22 protein-coding genes and 1 riboswitch are annotated in these 20,116 nt (G+C 37.4%); of the genes, 17 read left to right on the forward strand and 5 right to left on the reverse strand.

Translation table 11 applies throughout. From position 1 onward, the window contains the following. Window positions 1–5 precede the first annotated feature (5 nt). The 3 genes from ABU914_RS03460 to ABU914_RS03470 all read left to right on the forward strand — a co-directional run bounded on the left by ABU914_RS03460 (window position 6) and on the right by ABU914_RS03470 (window position 1,647). Window positions 6–443, forward strand: a complete 438-nt coding sequence (locus ABU914_RS03460; RefSeq protein WP_379668364.1) for a peptidylprolyl isomerase — start codon at window positions 6–8, stop codon at window positions 441–443. Window positions 444–565: 122 nt separating this feature from the next. Then, window positions 566–1,441, forward strand: coding sequence for a YIEGIA family protein (locus ABU914_RS03465; protein WP_379668365.1), 876 nt, complete (start codon window positions 566–568; stop codon window positions 1,439–1,441). 14 nt (window positions 1,442–1,455) lie between these two features. Next, window positions 1,456–1,647 carry a capping complex subunit for YIEGIA gene (locus ABU914_RS03470; protein WP_379668366.1) on the forward strand — a complete coding sequence of 64 codons (192 nt, stop codon included), beginning with the start codon at window positions 1,456–1,458 and terminating at the stop codon, window positions 1,645–1,647. A gap of 108 nt (window positions 1,648–1,755) precedes the next feature. Here the strand turns inward: ABU914_RS03470 and ABU914_RS03475 are convergent, their stop codons facing one another. After that, window positions 1,756–3,153: an immunoglobulin-like domain-containing protein gene (locus tag ABU914_RS03475; RefSeq protein WP_379668367.1), complete on the reverse strand. Its 1,398-nt coding sequence runs from the start codon at window positions 3,151–3,153 to the stop codon at window positions 1,756–1,758. Between the two features lie 123 nt (window positions 3,154–3,276). Then, window positions 3,277–3,897 carry a DUF6801 domain-containing protein gene (locus tag ABU914_RS03480; RefSeq protein WP_379668368.1) on the reverse strand — a complete coding sequence of 207 codons (621 nt, stop codon included), beginning with the start codon at window positions 3,895–3,897 and terminating at the stop codon, window positions 3,277–3,279. A 724-nt stretch (window positions 3,898–4,621) separates the two neighbouring features. Then, a riboswitch (FMN riboswitch) is annotated at window positions 4,622–4,759 on the forward strand. 104 nt (window positions 4,760–4,863) lie between these two features. Here ABU914_RS03480 and ribD point away from each other — a divergent pair. The 5 genes from ribD to ABU914_RS03505 all read left to right on the forward strand — a co-directional run bounded on the left by ribD (window position 4,864) and on the right by ABU914_RS03505 (window position 8,943). After that, window positions 4,864–5,949, forward strand: a complete 1,086-nt coding sequence (gene ribD, locus ABU914_RS03485) for a bifunctional diaminohydroxyphosphoribosylaminopyrimidine deaminase/5-amino-6-(5-phosphoribosylamino)uracil reductase RibD (RefSeq protein WP_379668369.1) — start codon at window positions 4,864–4,866, stop codon at window positions 5,947–5,949. A 12-nt stretch (window positions 5,950–5,961) separates the two neighbouring features. After that, a complete protein-coding gene (gene ribE / locus ABU914_RS03490; RefSeq protein ID WP_379668370.1) occupies window positions 5,962–6,609 on the forward strand; it encodes a riboflavin synthase in 648 nt (215 codons plus the stop codon). 14 nt (window positions 6,610–6,623) lie between these two features. Next, window positions 6,624–7,820, forward strand: a complete 1,197-nt coding sequence (locus ABU914_RS03495; protein WP_379668371.1) for a bifunctional 3,4-dihydroxy-2-butanone-4-phosphate synthase/GTP cyclohydrolase II — start codon at window positions 6,624–6,626, stop codon at window positions 7,818–7,820. 90 nt (window positions 7,821–7,910) lie between these two features. After that, window positions 7,911–8,381, forward strand: coding sequence for a 6,7-dimethyl-8-ribityllumazine synthase (gene ribH, locus ABU914_RS03500; protein ID WP_379668372.1), 471 nt, complete (start codon window positions 7,911–7,913; stop codon window positions 8,379–8,381). A 190-nt stretch (window positions 8,382–8,571) separates the two neighbouring features. Then, a complete protein-coding gene (locus tag ABU914_RS03505; RefSeq protein ID WP_379668373.1) occupies window positions 8,572–8,943 on the forward strand; it encodes a GNAT family N-acetyltransferase in 372 nt (123 codons plus the stop codon). A gap of 13 nt (window positions 8,944–8,956) precedes the next feature. Here the strand turns inward: ABU914_RS03505 and ABU914_RS03510 are convergent, their stop codons facing one another. Then, window positions 8,957–9,472: a DUF309 domain-containing protein gene (locus ABU914_RS03510; RefSeq protein WP_379668374.1), complete on the reverse strand. Its 516-nt coding sequence runs from the start codon at window positions 9,470–9,472 to the stop codon at window positions 8,957–8,959. A 115-nt stretch (window positions 9,473–9,587) separates the two neighbouring features. Between ABU914_RS03510 and ABU914_RS03515 the strand changes: the two genes are divergently transcribed. From ABU914_RS03515 to ABU914_RS03555, 9 genes are all read left to right on the forward strand, one after another. Further along, window positions 9,588–10,694 (forward strand): type III polyketide synthase, encoded by a 1,107-nt coding sequence (locus ABU914_RS03515; protein ID WP_379668375.1) that lies wholly within the window; start codon window positions 9,588–9,590, stop codon window positions 10,692–10,694. Continuing rightward, window positions 10,694–11,215, forward strand: coding sequence for an isoprenylcysteine carboxyl methyltransferase family protein (locus tag ABU914_RS03520; RefSeq protein WP_379668376.1), 522 nt, complete (start codon window positions 10,694–10,696; stop codon window positions 11,213–11,215). Before ABU914_RS03515 ends, ABU914_RS03520 begins: the two co-directional genes overlap by 1 nt. A 78-nt stretch (window positions 11,216–11,293) precedes the next feature. Further along, complete coding sequence (locus ABU914_RS03525; RefSeq protein ID WP_379668377.1) at window positions 11,294–12,454, forward strand: D-alanyl-D-alanine carboxypeptidase family protein; 1,161 nt, start codon at window positions 11,294–11,296, stop codon at window positions 12,452–12,454. Further along, window positions 12,447–13,040, forward strand: coding sequence for a nucleoside recognition domain-containing protein (locus ABU914_RS03530; RefSeq protein ID WP_379668378.1), 594 nt, complete (start codon window positions 12,447–12,449; stop codon window positions 13,038–13,040). Before ABU914_RS03525 ends, ABU914_RS03530 begins: the two co-directional genes overlap by 8 nt. 50 nt (window positions 13,041–13,090) lie before the next feature. Continuing rightward, window positions 13,091–13,564, forward strand: coding sequence for a spore maturation protein (locus ABU914_RS03535; RefSeq protein WP_379668467.1), 474 nt, complete (start codon window positions 13,091–13,093; stop codon window positions 13,562–13,564). A 52-nt stretch (window positions 13,565–13,616) separates the two neighbouring features. Next, complete coding sequence (locus ABU914_RS03540; RefSeq protein WP_379668379.1) at window positions 13,617–14,342, forward strand: pseudouridine synthase; 726 nt, start codon at window positions 13,617–13,619, stop codon at window positions 14,340–14,342. Between the two features lie 172 nt (window positions 14,343–14,514). Beyond that, window positions 14,515–15,231, forward strand: a complete 717-nt coding sequence (locus ABU914_RS03545) for a response regulator transcription factor (RefSeq protein WP_379668380.1) — start codon at window positions 14,515–14,517, stop codon at window positions 15,229–15,231. Beyond that, window positions 15,231–17,015: an ATP-binding protein gene (locus tag ABU914_RS03550; protein WP_379668381.1), complete on the forward strand. Its 1,785-nt coding sequence runs from the start codon at window positions 15,231–15,233 to the stop codon at window positions 17,013–17,015. The genes ABU914_RS03545 and ABU914_RS03550 overlap by 1 nt, the downstream gene beginning before the upstream one ends. 143 nt (window positions 17,016–17,158) lie before the next feature. After that, complete coding sequence (locus tag ABU914_RS03555; RefSeq protein WP_379668382.1) at window positions 17,159–17,872, forward strand: peptidoglycan DD-metalloendopeptidase family protein; 714 nt, start codon at window positions 17,159–17,161, stop codon at window positions 17,870–17,872. 39 nt (window positions 17,873–17,911) lie between these two features. Here the strand turns inward: ABU914_RS03555 and serA are convergent, their stop codons facing one another. Both serA and ABU914_RS03565 read right to left on the reverse strand, forming a co-directional pair. Further along, the gene (gene serA / locus ABU914_RS03560; protein WP_379668383.1) at window positions 17,912–19,480 is read right to left on the reverse strand and encodes a phosphoglycerate dehydrogenase; all 1,569 of its coding nucleotides are present in this window, start codon (window positions 19,478–19,480) and stop codon (window positions 17,912–17,914) included. Between the two features lie 21 nt (window positions 19,481–19,501). Then, complete coding sequence (locus ABU914_RS03565) at window positions 19,502–19,999, reverse strand: inorganic diphosphatase (RefSeq protein ID WP_379668384.1); 498 nt, start codon at window positions 19,997–19,999, stop codon at window positions 19,502–19,504. Between the last annotated feature and the right edge of the window lie 117 nt (window positions 20,000–20,116).

The raw sequence follows: 20,116 nt of genomic DNA on the forward strand, positions 1-20,116 counted from the left end.
CGATAATGAAAAAAGGTAAAATTACATTTGAAAACGGAGAGGAAATAATCATTGAACTTTTTCCTAATGAAGCACCAAATACAGTAGCAAACTTTGAAAAACTGGCGAATTCAGGCTTTTATAATGGAGTAACATTTCATCGTGTAATTCCAGGATTCGTAGCTCAAGGAGGAGATCCGACAGGGACTGGCGCGGGTGGTCCAGGCTACACGATCAAATGTGAGACAGAAGGAAATCCTCATAAGCACGTAGCAGGCTCATTGTCAATGGCTCATGCTGGAAAAGATACAGGCGGAAGTCAATTTTTTATCGTTCATGAACCACAGCCTCATTTAGACGGGGTTCATACGGTGTTTGGGCAAGTCATTGACGGAATGGATATAGTCCTTCGGATTCAGCAAGGAGATGTCATGAAAGAAGTTACTGTATGGGACGAAGATTAAATTAATGAAGCAAACATTTAACCGAAAGCCTTTCAAAATAGGTTTTCGGTTATTTTTTGTTATATTCTCCATTGTAATGGTTACTCTACTGTTATAAGCACCACGGACAAATGGAGGAAATGATGTCTACATATATACTGCCTGTCATCATAGGGATTTTTTTTGGAACAATTTCAAGATTTATTTTGCTACGCACTGACTTTCGCCAATATCCAACTTACCCACAAGGTCGAATTATTCATCTTTCTTTTGGCTTTATAGCCGCTTTTATCGGGGCCGTTTTTGTCCCTTCTATTTTGGAACCAGATTGGACGGCAGTAACTTTTTTAGGTTTAGCGGCGACCCAATTCCGTGAAGTTCGTAATATGGAACGTGAAACTTTACAAAAAGTCGATGATTTTGAACTAGTTAGAAGAGGATCGCCTTTTATTGAAGGGATGGCTCAAGCATTTGAAAGCAGAAATTATCTTGTGATGTTTACATCGCTCGTTAGCACTTTATTAGCTGTTTATCATACATTACTAGGTATCGCTGCTGGATTTATTATGCTCATCATCGTTAAAAGAAATATGTCTGGAAAAGTATTAAAAGCAATCGCAAGTATACAAGAAGGTGAAATTCGTTTCGACGGTCCAAATTTATATGTAAGCGATATTCACATAAAAAACGTTGGGTTAGAAGAAAGTAAGCAGCTTATATTAGAACGAGCTGTCGGTGTGATCGTAATCCCCAAAAATGAAAATAGCGCAGTTACAATATCTAATCTTGGACAGCGGCAAGCGATGCTCCATCAAGTAGCGAACGTGTTAGGCGCGTATTTAGATGAGGGTGAACCCGACATCATCCCGTTGTCAAAAAGAAAAATGGAAGATGGAAGACTCGGTTTATTTCTTATGCCGGAGGAACGTGATTTTAAACAGATTAAAACGGTGTTAGAACAAGTTCCTGTCTTGGACAGTGCAATTCGTTTGCCGAATGAAGCAAATAAAGGAAAATAAGGAGATCATCTTTAATGAGTCAAAACAATGCGAAGATTATTGCCATAGTGACGACGAAAGCCGAAAACGTTAAAGGCGGAGGTATGCCTATTTTTATAAGACAAACTAAAGAAGAACTGCAAGATACAAGCAAAAATTTGGAAAAAATCCTCGATGCGGCAGCTCATGAGCTTGATGAATCAACAATGTTGATTGTCGCGCGCTAATTGTTGCATTTTTTAAAACTTATTGGTGTTTGGCTTATTCTTAATTATAAAAATATAGTAAAGGAGCTTAGGTGACTAAGCTCCTTTACCTGTGAATTACAAATTTTTTTATTCGATGGCTTTTCTGCGTCTTAAGAATAAGACTCCGCCAGCTGTTGCAAGTAATGAACCGATAAGAATCAGAGTAGGCAGGCTTGTCGCTGTTTTTGGCAGTTTTCCGCCTTGTGCAGATTTGCCTTTGCCGTCTTTGTCACTGCCAGTTGATGTTTTTATCGTACCTTTTCCGCCGCCATCATCACCAGAACCGCTACTTCCGACAGATCCAGCATCACCTTTCGGTCCTTTTGGACCTTGTGGTCCAGCAGGTCCTTGCAAGTTCGCGATTTTTTTCCAGCCATCAGCGGTTTTTTCATACACATCACCCGTTTTCGTGTCGAGATATAAGTCTCCGATGTCACCTGCATCCGCTTTTGGTGCGCCTGAACCAGTAAGAATCGCAGAACCTTGTTTACCGTCATCCCCTTTTAAGTTGCCAGTTTTTGTCCATGTGTTCGGATCACGCTTGTACACATCGCCAGTTGTCAGATCGAGGTATGAATCACCGTTGAATCCAAGTTCATCACTTGGCGGTCCTTCTCCTGTATACCAATTGCCAAATGGCTCAACAACGTTTACGGTACGTTCAACAGTTGAAACATTTCCAACACTGTCGCTGTCGCTTACGGTATACGTTACGGTATATGTTCCGATAGTATTTGTATCGACGTCACCTGAAATTTTGATATTATCAGACACATCCCCGTCAAAGTTATCGTTAGCTGTTGCGCCGGGTTCGTTGTAAGGATCGCCCTGCTTAACGGTTATTGGGTTGTCACCGTTTAAGGTGATGACAGGGGCTTCACTATCGATTGGGATGCTTGTAATTATATTAGCCTCATCCTCTTTAGGTGTACAAACTAAACCTAAAGGGACAGGATTATCAGTATTTGCAAACATAACAACATTCATTCTAATTTCGCTTAACTTTAATATAACTTCACCTTCTTCACCTGAAGAAAATGAACCAATAGTTGTGCCAACTTCATCTGGTATAGAGATCGTGAGAAATTCCTCGGACGTAGGAACATCTATTTGATGATCAGAAAACACTCTTTGATTACCTTCATTATTTTCGGATTCTATAGTTAAATTAATTGAGTCAATTGCTGTACCTGGTGCAAATCTAAAATTCTCTAAAGGTAATGTCAATGTAGCAAGAGCATTCTCTAACTGAAATTCTTTACTTGGTCCGATTATATTGGGAACAGTGGCCTTAAAAGTCATTGGGTTATCCCAAGGTAATATTTGAGACCCACCACCAGGTACCTGCATTCCACATTCACCTTGAATTGAAATTTCAGCATTGTTTGAAGTATTAGATGCGTTAACGAAACTTACACCTAAAACAAAAAGTGTGACAAATGGAACAATAAACATTATAAATACTGTATTCTTTAATAATTTCATTATAACTTCCTTCTCCCCCTAGTTATTGGATTAACTGATGAAAATACTACACACGTACCACGTGAGGTACGTGTGTAGTATTGATAAGTTAGAAATATTGATCAGGAAGACTAATTAATCTTTTTAATCTTCAACTATCGGAACTGTTGTTAAAACTGTATCTTCTCCTACTAACGGGCTACATGATGCATTAATAGGAATTATTCCACCTAAAAAGCTCTCTGGGTGAACTGTTGTATCAATGTCTCCGGCAGTGATAGTTAAATTTCCACTTTGTCCAGCTGTGAATGGTCCAGCATCAATTCCTACATTGCCTGGAACAGTAAACGTCATTGAACCAGAACTTGGAACAGTCGTTTTAGGAATTTGAATTGGAGTTGATGCGACATTGATAGTAGAAGCTTCGTTTTGAGAACTGATATTAAATTTCGTTACTTCCCCAGTAATAGAGTCAGCATAATAAGGAAACCCTCGTAAAACATTTACAGCAGGATTTTCTGGTAATGTTACAGTGGCAGTTGAATTTAGAAACATTACTTGTCCACCAGGCTCTACTGAGTCAGGTACAGTTGCTTTAATCGTTACTGGCATTTGAAAATCTACTACAGAGTCACACCAATATTGAATAGTCTTTTCTTCCTCATGGTATCCGTCCTCTGCTGCACTTGCACCAGTGACGCTCCCCATTAAAAACATTGGGATAGCTAGCGTCATAAATCCAACTTTACGTAATAATGCCTTCATCAAAATCACTCCTTATTTTTTAATAATTTCCAGAGACTTGAGAAACGCGACGACGATTTCACCTCCTAGTCCTCCTAGTAGCCAATTCTCTAGATCAGAACATTCAGATTCTTTTAGGTTGCTCTGTATTCTAGTGATGGATAAAGCTTTTGGATTTGATTTCAATCTTGGAGGATAGATGTAGTCTTTTATTGGATGTTCTGAATCTTAAAAATAGTGTAATAGGTTTTCTATATATTTCCAACCCTACAAATGTATGTTTTTAACAAAGAATGTAAAATTTGTACGTGTTTATACCCCCTTCATTTGTCGGTTTTTAAGAAAATTCATTCCAAATACTAAGAAACTACTATCAGTGATTGAAAGTATTTCTGATTGAGGTGATATTGGCAAGTCACTATTACTTAGAGATAATGATGGATACGAAATAAATATAAAAGTTCAAAAAGCATCTTGTGTTCTTTTTGCGTACTAAATGCGTACGAAAATTACAAAAATCATGATAAATTAATAGTAGAAGACAAACATATGAATATCTGGAAAACCCGCCTATTCATGTTGTAAGGATCGGGCATTTATATAAAATATTTATGAGCGCATTTTTCAATTGGCTGAATGGAGAACAAGTAGCTTAACTCCTTGCTTTATTTTTTTGTTAAGTATAAAATACGATCAATAAGAAAATAATTTTAGAGGAAACTAAAGTAAATAGCATATTTTATAATCGTTCCTTCGGGGTCGGGTGAAATTCCCTACCGGCGGTAATGAGACGCATGTCTCTCAGCCCGTGACCCGCGCCTGCGCGGTGGATCTGGTGAAATTCCGGAGCCGACAGTGAAAGTCTGGATGGGAGAAGGAATACTACATATAGGCGAATTGTGCCCTTTTTTAAAGGGTTATTTCCTAATGTAAAAACCCCGAACGAATGGTCGAGGGTTTTTTTGTTGTTCAAAAGGGGGTACAGATTTGAAGGAAATTGACTATATGCAACTTGCGATTCAGTTAGCAAAAACAACTAAAGGACAGACATCACCGAATCCTGCTGTTGGAGCGGTCGTTGTAAAAAACGGAGAAGTAGCAGGGTTAGGCTCTCACCTCAAAGCAGGTGAGCCTCATGCTGAAGTATATGCTTTGAACATGGCTGGCTCAAAAGCGGAAGGAGCAACTTTGTACGTCACGCTAGAGCCGTGTAGTCATTATGGAAAAACCCCCCCATGTGCTGAATTAATCATAAATTCCGGAGTGAAACGTGTCATTATCGCGATGAAAGATCCGAATCCGAATGTTGCTGGAAAAGGAGTTGAAATGCTCGAAAAAGCAGGCATCGATGTCAACGTTGGAATATGTCAAGAAGAAGCGAAAAAGATAAATGATGATTTTCAACATTATGTTGTTTCAAAAACTCCTTTCGTCACATTAAAAACGGCGATGACGATCGACGGCAAAATTGCAACATCGACTGGAGAAAGCAAATGGATTACAGGGGAAAAGGCCCGCGCAGACGTACATCGCTATCGTCACGAACATGATGCGATTTTAGTTGGTATTGGTACTGTTCTTAAAGATAACCCTAAGCTGACAACGAGACTTCCAGAGGGTGGGAAAAATCCGATTCGAATTATATTAGATCGGCAATTAAAAACACCGTTAGATTCATTTGTTGTTACGGACAAATCAGCTCCAACGTGGATTGTAATTGATAAAAATGTTGAAATTGAACGGAAAGGTCGTTACAACTTCCCGCACGTGAAATTAATTGAAATGAGCGATCCGCATCAGCTTTCCAAATTAATGTTGAAATTAGGGCAACTTGGAATAACGTCACTTTTCGTAGAAGGTGGTGCACATATCAATAATAGCTTTCTAACTGCCAAGATCGTAAATCAATTCATTTTTTATATCGCTCCAACAGTCATTGGGGGAAGTGACGCCCCGACTAGTTTCGAAGGAATGGGGATCAAGCATTTGAAAGATGCAATGAAATTAAATATCGAGTCCGTCGAACAAATTGGAAACGATTTGAAAATAATTGCAAAGCGAAAAAATATGTAAGGAGATGCATGAATGTTTACAGGCATAATTGAAGAAGTCGGAACGATTGCAAACATCAAACAAAGTTCAAACTCGAGCGTACTAAACATTGCCGCAAAAAAAATTTTATCTGACGTTGCGTTAGGCGATAGTATATCCGTCAATGGAATCTGTTTAACGGTCACTTCATTTTCTTCTACTTGTTTTACTGTTGACGTTATGCCTGAAACAGTAAAAAGTACGAGTCTACGTTCTTTAAAAATAGGTTCTTCCGTCAATCTCGAAAGAGCGGTTGCAGCGAATGGACGATTTGGAGGTCATTTCGTTACTGGACACGTCGATGGTATTGGGAAAATAATCGCGAAACGACCGGTCGAAAATGCAGTATACTATGACATTTCGGCCCCAAAAGAGTTACTAAACTATATCATTTTAAAAGGATCCATTGCTATCGATGGGACAAGTCTCACTGTTTTTGGTGTATCTGAACAAAGCTTTACGATTTCATTAATCCCACACACGCTTTCTGAAACGATATTAGGCGTAAAAGAAGTCGGTGATGTCGTCAATATCGAATGTGACATGCTTGGAAAATATGTTGAACGTTTCATAGGACAACAAGAAAATGAAAACAAAAGTCAATTAACGAAAGCCATTTTAGACGAAAATGGATTCACATAAGGAGTGTGACAACAATGTTCGATTCAATCGAGGAAGCCATTACAGATTTGCAAAATGGAAAGATTGTTATCGTCGTCGATGACGAAGAAAGAGAAAACGAAGGTGATTTTATTGCACTTGCAGAAAAAGTTACTCCTGATACAGTGAATTTTATGATTAAATATGGACGCGGACTCGTCTGCACACCGATTACAGAAGATTTAGCTGAAAAGCTCGACCTGATGCCAATGGTTGAGCATAATACAGACCCTCACGGGACAGCGTTTACGATTAGCATTGATCATAAATTGACAACAACAGGGATTTCTGCTCATGAAAGAGCAATGACGATCAAAGAAATGCTTAACCCAAACGCGAAAGCATCTGATTTTAAACGCCCAGGACATATTTTTCCTTTAGTTGCAAAAAACGGAGGTGTTTTGCGGCGAGCAGGTCATACAGAAGCTGCAGTCGATTTAGCTCGATTAGCTGGGGCTAAACCTGCTGGTGTGATTTGTGAGATTATAAAAGAAGACGGGACGATGGCAAGGGTTGACGATTTAAGAGTCATCGCAGATGAATTTGATTTAAAGTTTATTACGATCAAAGATTTAATTCAGTATCGCAGTCACAATGAAAAGCTCGTTAAAAAAGAAATTGAAATTAAATTACCGACAGAATTTGGTGAATTTAAAGCCATTGGGTATTCGAATGCGCTTGATAATAAAGAACACCTCGCACTAGTAAAAGGCGATATTACACGTGATGAACCAATCTTAGTGCGTGTCCACTCTGAATGTTTAACAGGTGATGTGTTTGGCTCGAATCGATGTGATTGTGGTCCTCAGCTGCATGCTGCTTTGCATCAAATTGAAGAGGCTGGTACAGGTGTACTCCTATACATGCGCCAAGAAGGACGCGGGATTGGTTTAATGAATAAATTGAGAGCCTATAAATTGCAGGAAGAAGGCTATGACACAGTGGAAGCCAATGAGCAACTTGGCTTTGCTCCTGATTTACGAGATTACGGAATCGGGGCACAAATTCTTAAAGATCTCGGTGTGACAAAAATGAGACTCCTCACGAATAACCCGCGAAAGATTGCAGGATTAACCGGATACGGCTTAGAAGTCGTTGAGCGAGTTCCGATTCAAATGCCGATGAAATCCGAAAATAAAAGATATTTAGAAACGAAACATAGTAAGCTTGGGCATTTACTGCAAATCGATTAAACTGTAAGAGGATGTTCAAAAAAGTCCAGAAAATCCACTGCGTCTGATTATGCCCCTTTTTGAACACGTACTGTAAAGGAGACGATGAAAATGCAAAAAACATACGAAGGAAATTTAGTCGGAACAAATTTAAAAATTGGTATTGTTGTCGGACGTTTTAATGATTTTATTACGAACAAGTTGCTCGATGGTGCTGAGGATGCATTGCGCCGACACGGTGTGTATGAAGAGAATATCGAAGTAGCTTGGGTTCCAGGTGCTTTTGAAATTCCGTTAGTTGCAAAAAAAATGGCGCATTCCAACAAGTATGATGCTGTCATTACGCTTGGAACCGTCATTCGTGGCTCTACTCCCCATTTTGACTACGTATGCAATGAAGTTGCGAAAGGCGTTTCCCACGCTTCATTATCAAGTGATATTCCTGTTATTTTTGGGGTTTTGACGACAGATACAATTGAACAAGCAGTTGAACGTGCGGGCACGAAAGCTGGAAATAAAGGCTGGGACGCTGGTATTTCTGCAATCGAAATGGCGAATTTAATGAAGGACTTTTCTGAATAACGTCGCAAGTTTACCCTTGATCGTGTATACTATGAATGGTAAAAGCACAAGCGCAAAGAGATGCCGACTTGCACAGGATGTGCTGACTTCTGCGTTGTGCACACGACGTGCACGCTTTTAGCAGAAGATCATTAGATTCTTTCGGTACATGAGCAAGGTTTTTTTAACATCCACTTAAAGAGGGATCAGTATGCTTATACGTTACAAACGTGCCTTTGAAAAAATTGCGATGGGATTAATGTCATTTATGCCCCAAGAAAAAGATTTGAAAAAGTTACAAGAAACGATCAAACTTTATGAATCGAATGACGATTGGCAACTTTATTTATGGAAACAGGATGACGATATTGTTGGAATAATCGGGGTTTCTGTTGAAGATGATGAAACTGCGATTTTGCAACATGTAACTGTAAACCCATCGCACCGAAATCAAGGGTTGGGTAAAACGATGCTAACAGCGTTAAACAAGTTAATTGGAGAAAAATTTGAAATTTTACCGAACAAACATACACGAACATTTTATGAAAAATGCTTTGCAGATGATGAAGAAGAGAAGCTGTAAATTTTATTTAATTTCAGCTTCTTTTCTTTTTTTGCTTCTCTCTTTCAGCTATCATGATACTTCGGTCTCTCAATCTATGTTTGTTTACAACATATTCATTACTTAAATCACTTTCACTTCCCCACGTACAATTCAAGCGTTCGCACTCTTCTTTACAAACCTCAATTAGCAATTCAGAAACGATAGGTAAATCAATATCCTTGAAACTTTTTCGATTGATAAGGTCGGTATATCGTATTTTTAAAAGTGTATGAAGCCGTTCATAATGTAGAGCTAACGATTCAATCGCTGCTTTTTCACGTTGTAAATTTTCGATTGCTTTTTTAATGAGCGTTGTCGCTCCCTTGAAATTTCCTCTTCGATGATGATATAAAGAAACAGCAATTTGGATTAAACCAACCCAATACTTTTTCCTCTCTTCTTTTCTGTCTTTCTTCCACTGTTCTTCGAGTACTTCATGACATTCAAAATAATCTCTTAACCCATGAAAATAAACTAAATAATCAATGTATGCTTTCGGATATTCCATACTTCTCATTCCTCAAATCATTTTTATTGTATTGTACCATCAATGCGTTGTCGGAATGAAATGACGTGTTTTCGCTCAAACTAACGACAAGTAGATCGTAAAGGGGTTTTAAACATTGTCATACATTCTTTCAATAGGTACGAAAACACCTCCTTATTATTATTCTCAAGAAAAAGCAAAGGAATTTGTTCACGAACTTTTTCGTTCTAAATATAAAAAGATTGATCGACTGTTAAACGTATTTCAAAACGGTCAAATTAACGGGCGATATTTCTCCGCTCCATTAGAATGGTTTAAAGAAACGCATTCGTTTTCAGAGAAAAATGAACGGTATGTTGAACTTGCAACAACCCTCGGAATTGAAGCGATAAAAAAAACAATTGAAAACGACATGTTTTTAACACAATCGGTTCACTACGATGACATAGATGCAATCTTTTTCATATCTAGCACAGGCCTATCCACACCAAGCATAGAAGCAAAAATAATGAACAAGCTACCTTTTCATGAGCATACAAAGCGGATTCCAATCTGGGGCCTAGGCTGTGCAGGAGGAGCATCTGGAATCGCGCGTGCTAATGAGTATTGTAAAGCTTTTCCAGAAACAAATGTTTTAGTTTTATGTGTTGAGCTTTGTAGTTTAACGCTTCAAAAGGACGACATAACGAAAAGTAATATTATTGGAACTTCATTGTTTGCAGATGGTGTTGCGTGCAGCTTAGTCTGTGGTCGTGAATCAAAGCTTCTTCAGTACAGCAAAATTGAATCATTACCGATGATTATTGACAATGAATCTACGTTAATGGCTCACTCTGAAGATGTCATGGGCTGGGAAGTAAAAAATACAGGGTTGCACGTCATTTTTTCAAAAGATATTCCAACGATTATTAAAAACTGGCTAAAACCAAACGTTGAAAAATTTCTAAAACGACATCAATTAACGGTAGAAGATGTTAGCCAATTTATTGCTCATCCGGGTGGAAAAAAAGTGCTAGACGCATATGAAACAGCGTTAAACCTTTCAAGCGAACATCTCGCTCATTCAACAAAAGTTTTAAACGAATTTGGCAATATGTCTTCTGTTACTGTTTTATTTGTCATGGCTGAAATTTTAAATTTGAACATTCAGCATGGTGAATTTGGTCTATTGTTTGCACTCGGTCCAGGTTTTTCATCTGAATGTGTGCTGCTTAAATGGCACAACGTTAAGGGGGAAATATAATGTTTTTTGTGATTGTAATTACGTTTGTGATGGTGCAACGAATCGTCGAATTAATCGTAGCGAAGAGAAATGAACGGTGGGCCCGACAAAATGGTGCGATCGAGTATGGGGCGAATCATTACAAATATATCGTTAGTTTACATACGTTATTTTTTATATCGCTAATCATTGAATATACGTTACATCCAACGCTAATTAATGGATGGTATTTTTTCTTTACGTTGTTTATATTGGCACAAGGGCTGCGAATTTGGAGCTTATTCTCGCTCGGAAAATATTGGAATACGAAAATTTTAATCATTCCCCATTCGGCTAAAGTATCTAAGGGACCTTATCGTTTTATGAAACATCCAAATTATATTGTCGTCGCAATTGAACTATTTACATTGCCAATGATATTTGGAGCATATGTGACTGCCATACTGTTTTCGTTATTAAACTTCATCCTTATTTATTTCGTCCGAATTCCTAACGAAGAAGTTGCTTTACAATCATTGCAAGTGTCATCAAGACAAAAATAGAAATTTAGACATGCTCATAACATGAACCGTCTCGCATAAACATAGTTAACAAAAAGGCTTGTTTAAAGGCGGGATGTTATGAAATTAACCGATATATCCGTTGCTTTACTAATCAGTTTACTATTATTTCTTTTTTTTCCAACACTGACCGATGCAAATGATATTGACGTTTCAGCAAAAAGTGCAATCTTAATCGAACAAGATTCAGGGCGAATTATATATGAAAAAGATGCAAACACAAAAAGCAGAATTGCGAGTATCACAAAGATTATGACCGCAATCATTGCGATTGAATCAGGGAAATTAAACGAAAAAGTTAAAATTCATGAACATTTCACTAATATCGAGGGGTCAAGTATCTATCTCGAAGAAGGTGAACTCATTACACTTGAAGATTTAGTTTATGGATTAATGCTCCGTTCTGGTAATGATGCTGCTATTGCTATAGCAAATTACGTCGGTGGAAGTGTTGATGGTTTCGTTTATTTGATGAATGAAAAAGCAGAAGAATTAGGAATGTCCAATACGATGTTCGCAAACCCTCATGGTTTAGACGATAGTGAGCACCATTATTCGACAGCGTATGATATGGCAATACTAACGAAATATGCGATGAACAATGAAACGTTCAATAAAATATTTGGAGCAAAAAACTATAAATCATATACATTCAATGAGGAAGAAAAAGTACGTTATTGGAAAAATAAAAACAAGCTATTAACAGGGTTATATGAATATTCTACTGGCGGGAAAACAGGGTATACAAAAAGAGCAAAACGGACTCTCGTGTCAAGTGCACACAAAAATAATATGACGTTAATTGCTGTCACATTAAATGCGCCTAATGACTGGAATGACCATATTCATATGTTTGAGTACGCATTTCAAAATTATGAGAAGGTAAAACTAATCAATCCCGGTAAATATAAACAAATTAAGGACCGTTTTTATAAAAACAAACTAACGATAAAACATCCTGTATACTATCCTCTCACACTAGAAGAACAGGAACATTTGAGCTCTTCATTGTACTTATATAAACCACCTAAAGAGGATGAGTGGGCAGAAAACGGCGTACCGGAGCCTGTCGGGCGGATAAACATCATGCTTGATGAGGAAGAAATTGCTTCCGTACCACTTTTTTTTGATGGAAACCCAATAAACAATCATAATGATGGCCTTTTAAATAAAATAAAAAGCTTATTCTTTTTTGTTTCAAAGGTTGATCCATATGATTAATATCATATGGATGCTCTTGTTCATCATTGGGTTTCTTTATGCCGCTTTTAATGGAACAATGGAAGAGGTCAACAAAGCCATTTTTGACGGTGGAAAAGAAGCTGTAGCCGTTTCAATTGGACTCATTAGTGTACTCGTATTTTGGCTCGGCATTATGAGAATAGGAGAAGAGGCTGGTTTACTAAAGAAATTAGCAATTTTATTTCAACCATTGGCAAAAAGATTATTTCCAGATGTTCCAAATCAACACCCCGCTATGGGTTATATTGTTTCCAATATGGCGGCAAATATATTTGGACTCGGAAATGCTGCAACGCCAATGGGAATAAAAGCAATGGAACAATTAAAACGATTAAATGGTGGTAAAGAGTCAGCTAGTCGCTCAATGATTACATTTCTCGCACTCAACACTTCAAGTTTAACACTCATTCCAACTACAGTTATTGCAATTCGGATGCAATATGATTCGCAATCACCGACAGAGATTGTAGGTACTACCATTGCTGCAACACTTTTATCAACGACTGCAGCAATTTTAATCGATCGATATTTCTACTATCGACGAAAAAGGAGGGGCAAAGAGTGATTGCGTTAATTTCAATTTGGCTCATTCCTTTATTTATCGTGTTTATTTTAATGTATGGCACATATAAAAAAATTCCTACCTATGAAACCTTTGTGGACGGTGGAAAAGAAGGCTTAAAAATTGCGATTCAGCTCATTCCATTTCTCGTAGGGATGTTAGTCGCTATCAGTGTGTTTCGAGCTTCAGGAGCAATGGATGCGATTATTCAATTCATTCAGCCCGTCCTCTCAATATTTGGTGTCCCTGCTGATATCATGCCGCTAGCACTTATGCGTCCAATATCGGGTACAGGCGCACTTGCAATCACAACTGATTTAATCGCGACTCATGGACCTGATTCATTTATTGGTCGACTTGCATCAACGATGCAAGGAAGTACTGATACGACGTTGTATATATTAACTGTATACTTCGGATCAGTAGGTATTAAAAAAATGGGAGATGCGTTAAAAGTCGGTTTATTAGCAGATGCCGTCGGAATAATCGCTTCAATTATCATCGTTTCACTCGTATTTTCGATTTAACAACTTGAGGAATAAAAAAGACAAGCGTATGATGTTAACTGAGGTGAAATAGATGGAGCGTCTTCAAAAAATCATTGCACAAGCAGGGATAACTTCAAGAAGAAAAGCAGAAGATTTAATTCGTAAAGGAAAAGTAAAAGTAAATGGAAAAGTTATAACCGAATTAGGTACAAAAGTAAGCATAAAAGATGCAATAGATGTCAACGGCATTCGTGTTGAACGAGAAGAACCTGTTTATTTTTTACTATATAAACCTAAATCCGTCATCTCAAGTGTAAAAGATGACAGAGGTAGAAAAGTAGTCACTGATTTTATACCAACAGAAAAACGAATTTTCCCAATTGGCCGACTCGACTATGATACATCGGGTGTTCTTTTGTTAACGAACGATGGAAACTTTGCCCACCAGCTTATGCATCCGAAATTTGAAATTGAAAAAACATACATCGCAAAAGTTAAAGGAATCATTGAAAATGAAGCAATAAATCGATTAAAAAAAGGAATACATTTAGAAGATGGAAAAACAACACCAGCAAAAGTAAGGATCATTTCACAAAATCGTAAAAATCAAACTTCAATTGTTGAATTGAAAATTCATGAAGGTAAAAATCGACAAGTAAAGCGAATGCTAGAAGCTGTTGGATATCCAATTTTGAAATTAAAACGGGAGCAGTTTGCATTTTTGGATTGTGATGGAATGACCCCTGGTGAATACCGTGAATTAAGCCCTAAAGAAGTAAAGCAGTTAATTGCTCTCGCAATGAAAAAAACGAGATAAAATCCTTTTCGTACATTAGGATTTTATCTTTTTCTTTTATATATCACGAAGTGATGAAATTCGTGCAGCTTCTTGTAAAATTTTGTTGATTTTATGTTACATTTCTTTATATTTTTACTCAAATAAGCTATATTTAAACTAAGAGTGAATAAATATTCAGGAGGAAATTCCATTGGAAAAAGAAGCGAAATTGTTAGTCGTCGATGATGAAGAAAGAATTCGCAGGCTACTAAAAATGTATTTGGAACGTGAAAATTACGAAATTGTAGAAGCTGAAGATGGAGAAGAAGCACTTGAGAAAGCGTTAAGTGAAGATTTCGATCTAATTTTATTAGATTTAATGCTACCTGGTATAGATGGAATCGAAGTTTGTCAACAGCTTCGTGAAAAAAAAGCAACTCCTGTCATTATGTTGACAGCAAAAGGTGAAGAAACAAATCGCGTACAAGGGTTTGAAGTTGGTGCAGATGACTATATCGTTAAACCGTTCAGCCCAAGAGAAGTCGTTTTAAGAGTAAAAGCATTATTAAGACGAGCCTCGACTACAAAATTTTTACAAACGGATACGATGATGAAAAATGTTCTCGTTTTCCCACATTTAACAATTGATCACGATGCTCACCGCGTGACGACAGATAATCAAGAAATTAATCTCACCCCTAAAGAGTATGAGTTGCTTTACTATTTAGCAAAGTCACCTGACAAAGTTTTTACACGTGAGGAATTATTAAAAGACGTATGGAATTACGAATTTTTCGGTGATTTGCGAACAGTGGATACCCATATAAAAAGATTGAGAGAAAAATTAACAAGTGTGTCACCTGATGCTGCAAAAATGATCGCAACGGTGTGGGGTGTCGGCTACAAATTTGAGGTAATTAACGACTAATGTTTTGGAATAGCGTCGTTTTTAAGCTTTGGTATACGATTATCTTATTTTTTTCTGTCGTATTATTTATCCTCACGATTTTATTATTAGAGTTTTTTCAAACATTCCATTTAAATAGCGCTGAGGAGCAATTGACGAAATTAGCGGATAAAGTAGCCGTCGTAATGGAAACGTACGAAGATTATCGGATGGCACTTTCAACCGCATGGGAAATCGTTGATGCTTCATCAGCGCGCTTTGTCATTATAGCTAGTAAAGATCAATATTGGTACTCACCAAACCCAGCAAATATCGAAAGTTTGCCAATCAAGCTTTTTTTCGAAAATGAACATTTGTCAAAAGTCATCAATGAACAAGAGAAAGTTGTTATCGAAGGTTACTTTCCTAGCGAAAATGACACAACTGAAACGAACAATGAAGTCATTATTGTTGGCGTTCCCCTTTCAATGCAACCAAATAAAAATGGGGGTGTCTTTCTTTATCAATCTTTGGATGTCGTTCAAAATACGATGGAGCAAGTAAAACGAATTATTTATATTTCTGCAGGAATTGCCATTGTTTTAACGACTGTTTTCGCTTTCTTTTTATCAACACGAATAAACGCCCCGTTAAGAAAAATGAAAGAAGCTGCAACAAATGCTGCAAAAGGAAAGTTCAATACGAATATTCCGATTGTTACAAGAGACGAAATTGGTGAATTAGCTAGTGCATTTAATCAGATGGCGAAAGAAATTCGAACGAATATCGAGGCGTTAAATCAAGAAAAGGAACAGCTTTCCGGTATATTAAGCAGTATGGCTGATGGAGTCATTACGTTTGACAGAACGGGACAAATATTGCAAACAAATCCACCAGCAGAGCGATTTTTACAAGCTTGGTATTATGAACAAGGAATGCATGACTTAAATCTTATAAATATTCCAAGTGAAATTAAAAAGTTGTTTCAGAAAGTCGTTTCATTAGAAAAAGAACAACTTGCCGAAGTATCGATGCAAGGAAGAACGTGGGTTGTCGTTATGACACCATTATATAGCCGTTCTTATGTTCGCGGCGCTGTCGCAGTATTACGTGATATGACTGAAGAACGGCGAATGGATAAACTACGCGAAGATTTTATCGCAAACGTATCCCATGAATTGCGTACTCCAATCGCTCTACTACAAGGTTACAGTGAGGCAATCGTAGACAATGTAGCAGGGAGCGAGGAAGAAAATCGAGAACTCGGTAAAATTATTTATGAAGAATCTTTACGAATGGGAAGACTTGTAAACGAATTGCTCGATCTTGCGAGAATGGAAACGGGAAATATTCAACTAATGCTAAATGAAGTTGAAATCATGGCATTTTCGGAAAGGGTAACACGAAAGTTTCAGGCGATGGCTAAAGAACAAGGAATTTCTCTCACGTTACAATTAGGAGAAGACAATAAAATATATATGCGTATCGATTCAGATCGGATTGAGCAAGTGTTAACAAACTTAATTGATAATGCGATTCGACATACAAATGAAGGCGGCAAAGTAGTTGTACGCGTTGAAGCCGTTTCTACTGGTATAAAATATGAAATCGAAGATAGTGGTTCAGGAATTCCTGAAGAAGATTTACCTTTCGTATTTGAACGGTTTTATAAAGCTGATAAAGCTCGTACACGAGGTCGTTCTGGAACAGGGTTAGGACTAGCAATTGCTAAAAACATCGTAGAATCTCACGGTGGACAAATATATGTTCATAGTATAATAAACAAAGGGACAACGTTTTCTTTTTTCTTGCCTTTTCACACGTGAAAGCCATCCATAGTGGATGGCTTTCTTTCAATAGTAGAATAATTGTAATCGAAATGTAACGTAGTGAAAAGTTATAAAATGATTATTGTCTCCATACGCTAATAGCAAATAGTTCGACAAGCTATTAGAGGGGGCACTGTATCATGAATGAGTTTATTAAACGTGTATTTCTCGCCATGGCAATGGCTGTTTGCATATCTCTATTATTCGTTGGAGTAAAAGTGACGAATGCTCAATCAAACAATAATTGGTATTGGCCAACTGAAGGAGTATTAACAGATACATTTGGCACCCGGGGTGGAACACATTACGGAATAGACATCGCCGCGGAAATTGGAACACCTGTTTACGCTTCTGAAAGTGGTAAAGTTGTGAAGTCATATTTTTCACATTCTTACGGTAATGTTATCTTCATTCAACATAAAAATGAAATGGAAACGGTGTACGCTCATTTACATAAACGTTTAGTAGCTGAAGGAGATACCGTAAAAAAAGGTGACCAAATTGGAGAAGTAGGTAACACAGGTCGTTCATCTGGAAGTCATTTACACTTTGAAGTCCATGATGGTCCGTGGGATATTCATAAATCTACTGCAATTAATCCGCTTCTCGTTTTAAGTACTCAAGATGATAGTAAACTAGCGAATGAAGAAAAAGAAATCACTGTCTCGAAAGCGAATAGTAAATATGAATATATTAAACGTGAGACTATTACAGTACAAGAAGGAGATACATTGTGGGATCTATCGCAGAAATATGATATCGAAGTGAAAGATATTATGAAATGGAACAATTTAGACTCGTCTCTTATCCTTATCGGGCAGGAGCTCGTCATTCACAAGTTTGAAAAAATGTGAAAGAGCCAATCTGTCACAGATGGCTCTTCCGACTTAACTTCAATCAATTCTTTTTATTGATGTAATCTCTTCAATTTTGGAAAGTGTTTCAAATGCTTCATTTGATACAGGGTCATCAAATGATAACATCATAATGGCTTCTCCGCCAACTTCTTTTCGACCAACTTGCATTTCAGCGATATTCGTATTATGGTTACCTAAAATTTGTCCTACTTGACCAATGACGCCTGGCTTATCAATATGTTGAATGTAAATGAGATGTCCATGCGGATAAAAATCTATATTAAAGCCATTTAAGTTGACGATCCTTGGCCCATATTCTTTTACGTATGTTGCTTGCATTGTAAAGTTATTATTTTCACCAGTGACATTCACGTTAATTAAATTGGAATATCCTTTCGATTTTTTTGAATGTTTTTCACCGTATTCGATACCACGTTCCTTGGCAACTGTTGGGGAGTTTACTTCGTTTACAGGTGTGTCTACTCGGTGAGCGAGAAATCCTGCTAGTAAGCTCCGTGTAATAACACTCGTTTCTAACTGCGTAATTTCTCCAGCGTACGTGACTTCAATTGCTTGAACAGGTACATTCATACACTGAGAAAGAATTGAACCCATCGTTTTCGTTAATTGATAGTAAGGTTGAACTTTTTGGAACAATTCATTTGAGATTGTCGGTAAATTGATCGAATTTTTAATCGGATTTCCATTAAGAAATTCAAGCACTTCTTCAGAAACTTGAGAAGCTACGTTCAATTGTGCTTCTTTTGTAGAAGCCGCAATATGTGGTGTAGCAATGAAATTGTTTAATTGAAGAAGAGGATGGTCACCTGGAGGTTCATTTTCAAAGACGTCGAATGCCGCCCCAGCAACATGACCAGTTTCTAAATATTTAACAAGTGCTTGTTCATCAATAATTCCACCACGCGCACAATTAATTAGAAGAACACCTTCTTTAGTTTTCCCTAAATTGTGTTCACCAATTAACCCTTTTGTTTCTTTCGTTAATGGGGTATGCACAGTTATAATATCCGCGTTTTCTAAGACTTCATCTAATGTATTTGCTGTAACACCAAGTTCTTTTGCACGCTCATCTGTTAAAAATGGGTCGTATACGAACAGATTCATACCGAATGCACGAGCCCTTACCGCTAATTCTGAACCAATTCTTCCAAAACCAATAATGCCTAAACTTTTCTTATATAATTCTGTTCCTAAAAATGCTTTCCGATCCCATTTTCCATCTTTAAGCGATTGATTAGCTTGTGGAATCATACGAGCAAGTGATGCAATCATTGCAAACGTATGTTCACAAGTGGAAATCGTGTTTCCATCTGGGGCATTTATAACAACGATTCCTCGTTTTGTTGCAGCGCTTATATCGATGTTATCAACACCTACACCTGCTCTCGCAACTATTTTTAGATTTTCCATCTTATCCATGAGTTCCTCGGTCACTTTTGTACCGCTGCGAACTAAGAGAGCGTCGTACTTTTGTAAATCTTCTACCTCGTCAACATGACGCTGTACGCACGTAATTTGTTTGCTTTCTAATAATGGTCGTAGACCCTCTTCACTCATTGAATCTGAAACTAGAATGTGAAACAAAATATCTCCACTCCTCTACGCTTAATTTTCTTCTTTAAATCGTGCGATACATTCATCAATCAGCTTTGCAGCTTTGTCAGCGTCTTCCCATCCTTCAATGATCGTTTCTTTGTTCTCTAGATCTTTGTACACTCGGAAAAAGTGAGCAATTTCTTTAAGAACATGTTCTGGCATGTCTTCTAATTGGGTTACATGATCAAAACGTGGGTCATTGACAGGAACAGCGAGAAGCTTTTCATCTCTCCCTTTGTCATCACTCATATTTAGAAATCCAATCACTCGGGCATCAATAACACACCCCGGAAATGTTGGAAATGTCGTATAAACTAAAATATCGAGCGGATCACCATCAAGAGCTAACGTGTTTTCCAAATAACCGTATTCAGTTGGATAATGCATTGGTGAATATAGAACACGATCAAGTTTAAATTTGCCACTATCAGGGTCAAATTCGTATTTGTTTTGACTTCCAGTTGGGATTTCAATCACTGCTTCAACAATCTTATTTTTAAAACCCATGACTTAAAAATCCTCCTCATTCTCTAAATACCAGTTTTAAATTACCGCTATATTATAGCAATTTCTTCATAGGAAGAAAAGGAACGTTTCAATTAAGAAGGTTAATATTTGTTTAAA

This window comes from Pueribacillus sp. YX66 (genome assembly GCF_041725775.1).
Classification (GTDB): Bacteria; Bacillota; Bacilli; order Bacillales; family UBA6769; genus Pueribacillus.

What these genes read in the sequence shown, in the direction of transcription:
- ABU914_RS03460 (WP_379668364.1), top strand. Translation starts at nt 6, where the DNA reads ATGAAAAAAGGTAAAATTACATTTGAAAACGGAGAGGAAATAATCATT.
- ABU914_RS03465 (WP_379668365.1), top strand. Translation starts at nt 566, where the DNA reads ATGTCTACATATATACTGCCTGTCATCATAGGGATTTTTTTTGGAACA.
- ABU914_RS03470 (WP_379668366.1), top strand. Translation starts at nt 1,456, where the DNA reads ATGAGTCAAAACAATGCGAAGATTATTGCCATAGTGACGACGAAAGCC.
- ABU914_RS03475 (WP_379668367.1), bottom strand. Translation starts at nt 3,153, where the DNA reads ATGAAATTATTAAAGAATACAGTATTTATAATGTTTATTGTTCCATTT.
- ABU914_RS03480 (WP_379668368.1), bottom strand. Translation starts at nt 3,897, where the DNA reads ATGAAGGCATTATTACGTAAAGTTGGATTTATGACGCTAGCTATCCCA.
- ribE (WP_379668370.1), top strand. Translation starts at nt 5,962, where the DNA reads ATGTTTACAGGCATAATTGAAGAAGTCGGAACGATTGCAAACATCAAA.
- ABU914_RS03495 (WP_379668371.1), top strand. Translation starts at nt 6,624, where the DNA reads ATGTTCGATTCAATCGAGGAAGCCATTACAGATTTGCAAAATGGAAAG.
- ribH (WP_379668372.1), top strand. Translation starts at nt 7,911, where the DNA reads ATGCAAAAAACATACGAAGGAAATTTAGTCGGAACAAATTTAAAAATT.
- ABU914_RS03505 (WP_379668373.1), top strand. Translation starts at nt 8,572, where the DNA reads ATGCTTATACGTTACAAACGTGCCTTTGAAAAAATTGCGATGGGATTA.
- ABU914_RS03510 (WP_379668374.1), bottom strand. Translation starts at nt 9,472, where the DNA reads ATGGAATATCCGAAAGCATACATTGATTATTTAGTTTATTTTCATGGG.
- ABU914_RS03520 (WP_379668376.1), top strand. Translation starts at nt 10,694, where the DNA reads ATGTTTTTTGTGATTGTAATTACGTTTGTGATGGTGCAACGAATCGTC.
- ABU914_RS03525 (WP_379668377.1), top strand. Translation starts at nt 11,294, where the DNA reads ATGAAATTAACCGATATATCCGTTGCTTTACTAATCAGTTTACTATTA.
- ABU914_RS03530 (WP_379668378.1), top strand. Translation starts at nt 12,447, where the DNA reads ATGATTAATATCATATGGATGCTCTTGTTCATCATTGGGTTTCTTTAT.
- ABU914_RS03535 (WP_379668467.1), top strand. Translation starts at nt 13,091, where the DNA reads ATGTATGGCACATATAAAAAAATTCCTACCTATGAAACCTTTGTGGAC.
- ABU914_RS03540 (WP_379668379.1), top strand. Translation starts at nt 13,617, where the DNA reads ATGGAGCGTCTTCAAAAAATCATTGCACAAGCAGGGATAACTTCAAGA.
- ABU914_RS03550 (WP_379668381.1), top strand. Translation starts at nt 15,231, where the DNA reads ATGTTTTGGAATAGCGTCGTTTTTAAGCTTTGGTATACGATTATCTTA.
- ABU914_RS03555 (WP_379668382.1), top strand. Translation starts at nt 17,159, where the DNA reads ATGAATGAGTTTATTAAACGTGTATTTCTCGCCATGGCAATGGCTGTT.
- ABU914_RS03565 (WP_379668384.1), bottom strand. Translation starts at nt 19,999, where the DNA reads ATGGGTTTTAAAAATAAGATTGTTGAAGCAGTGATTGAAATCCCAACT.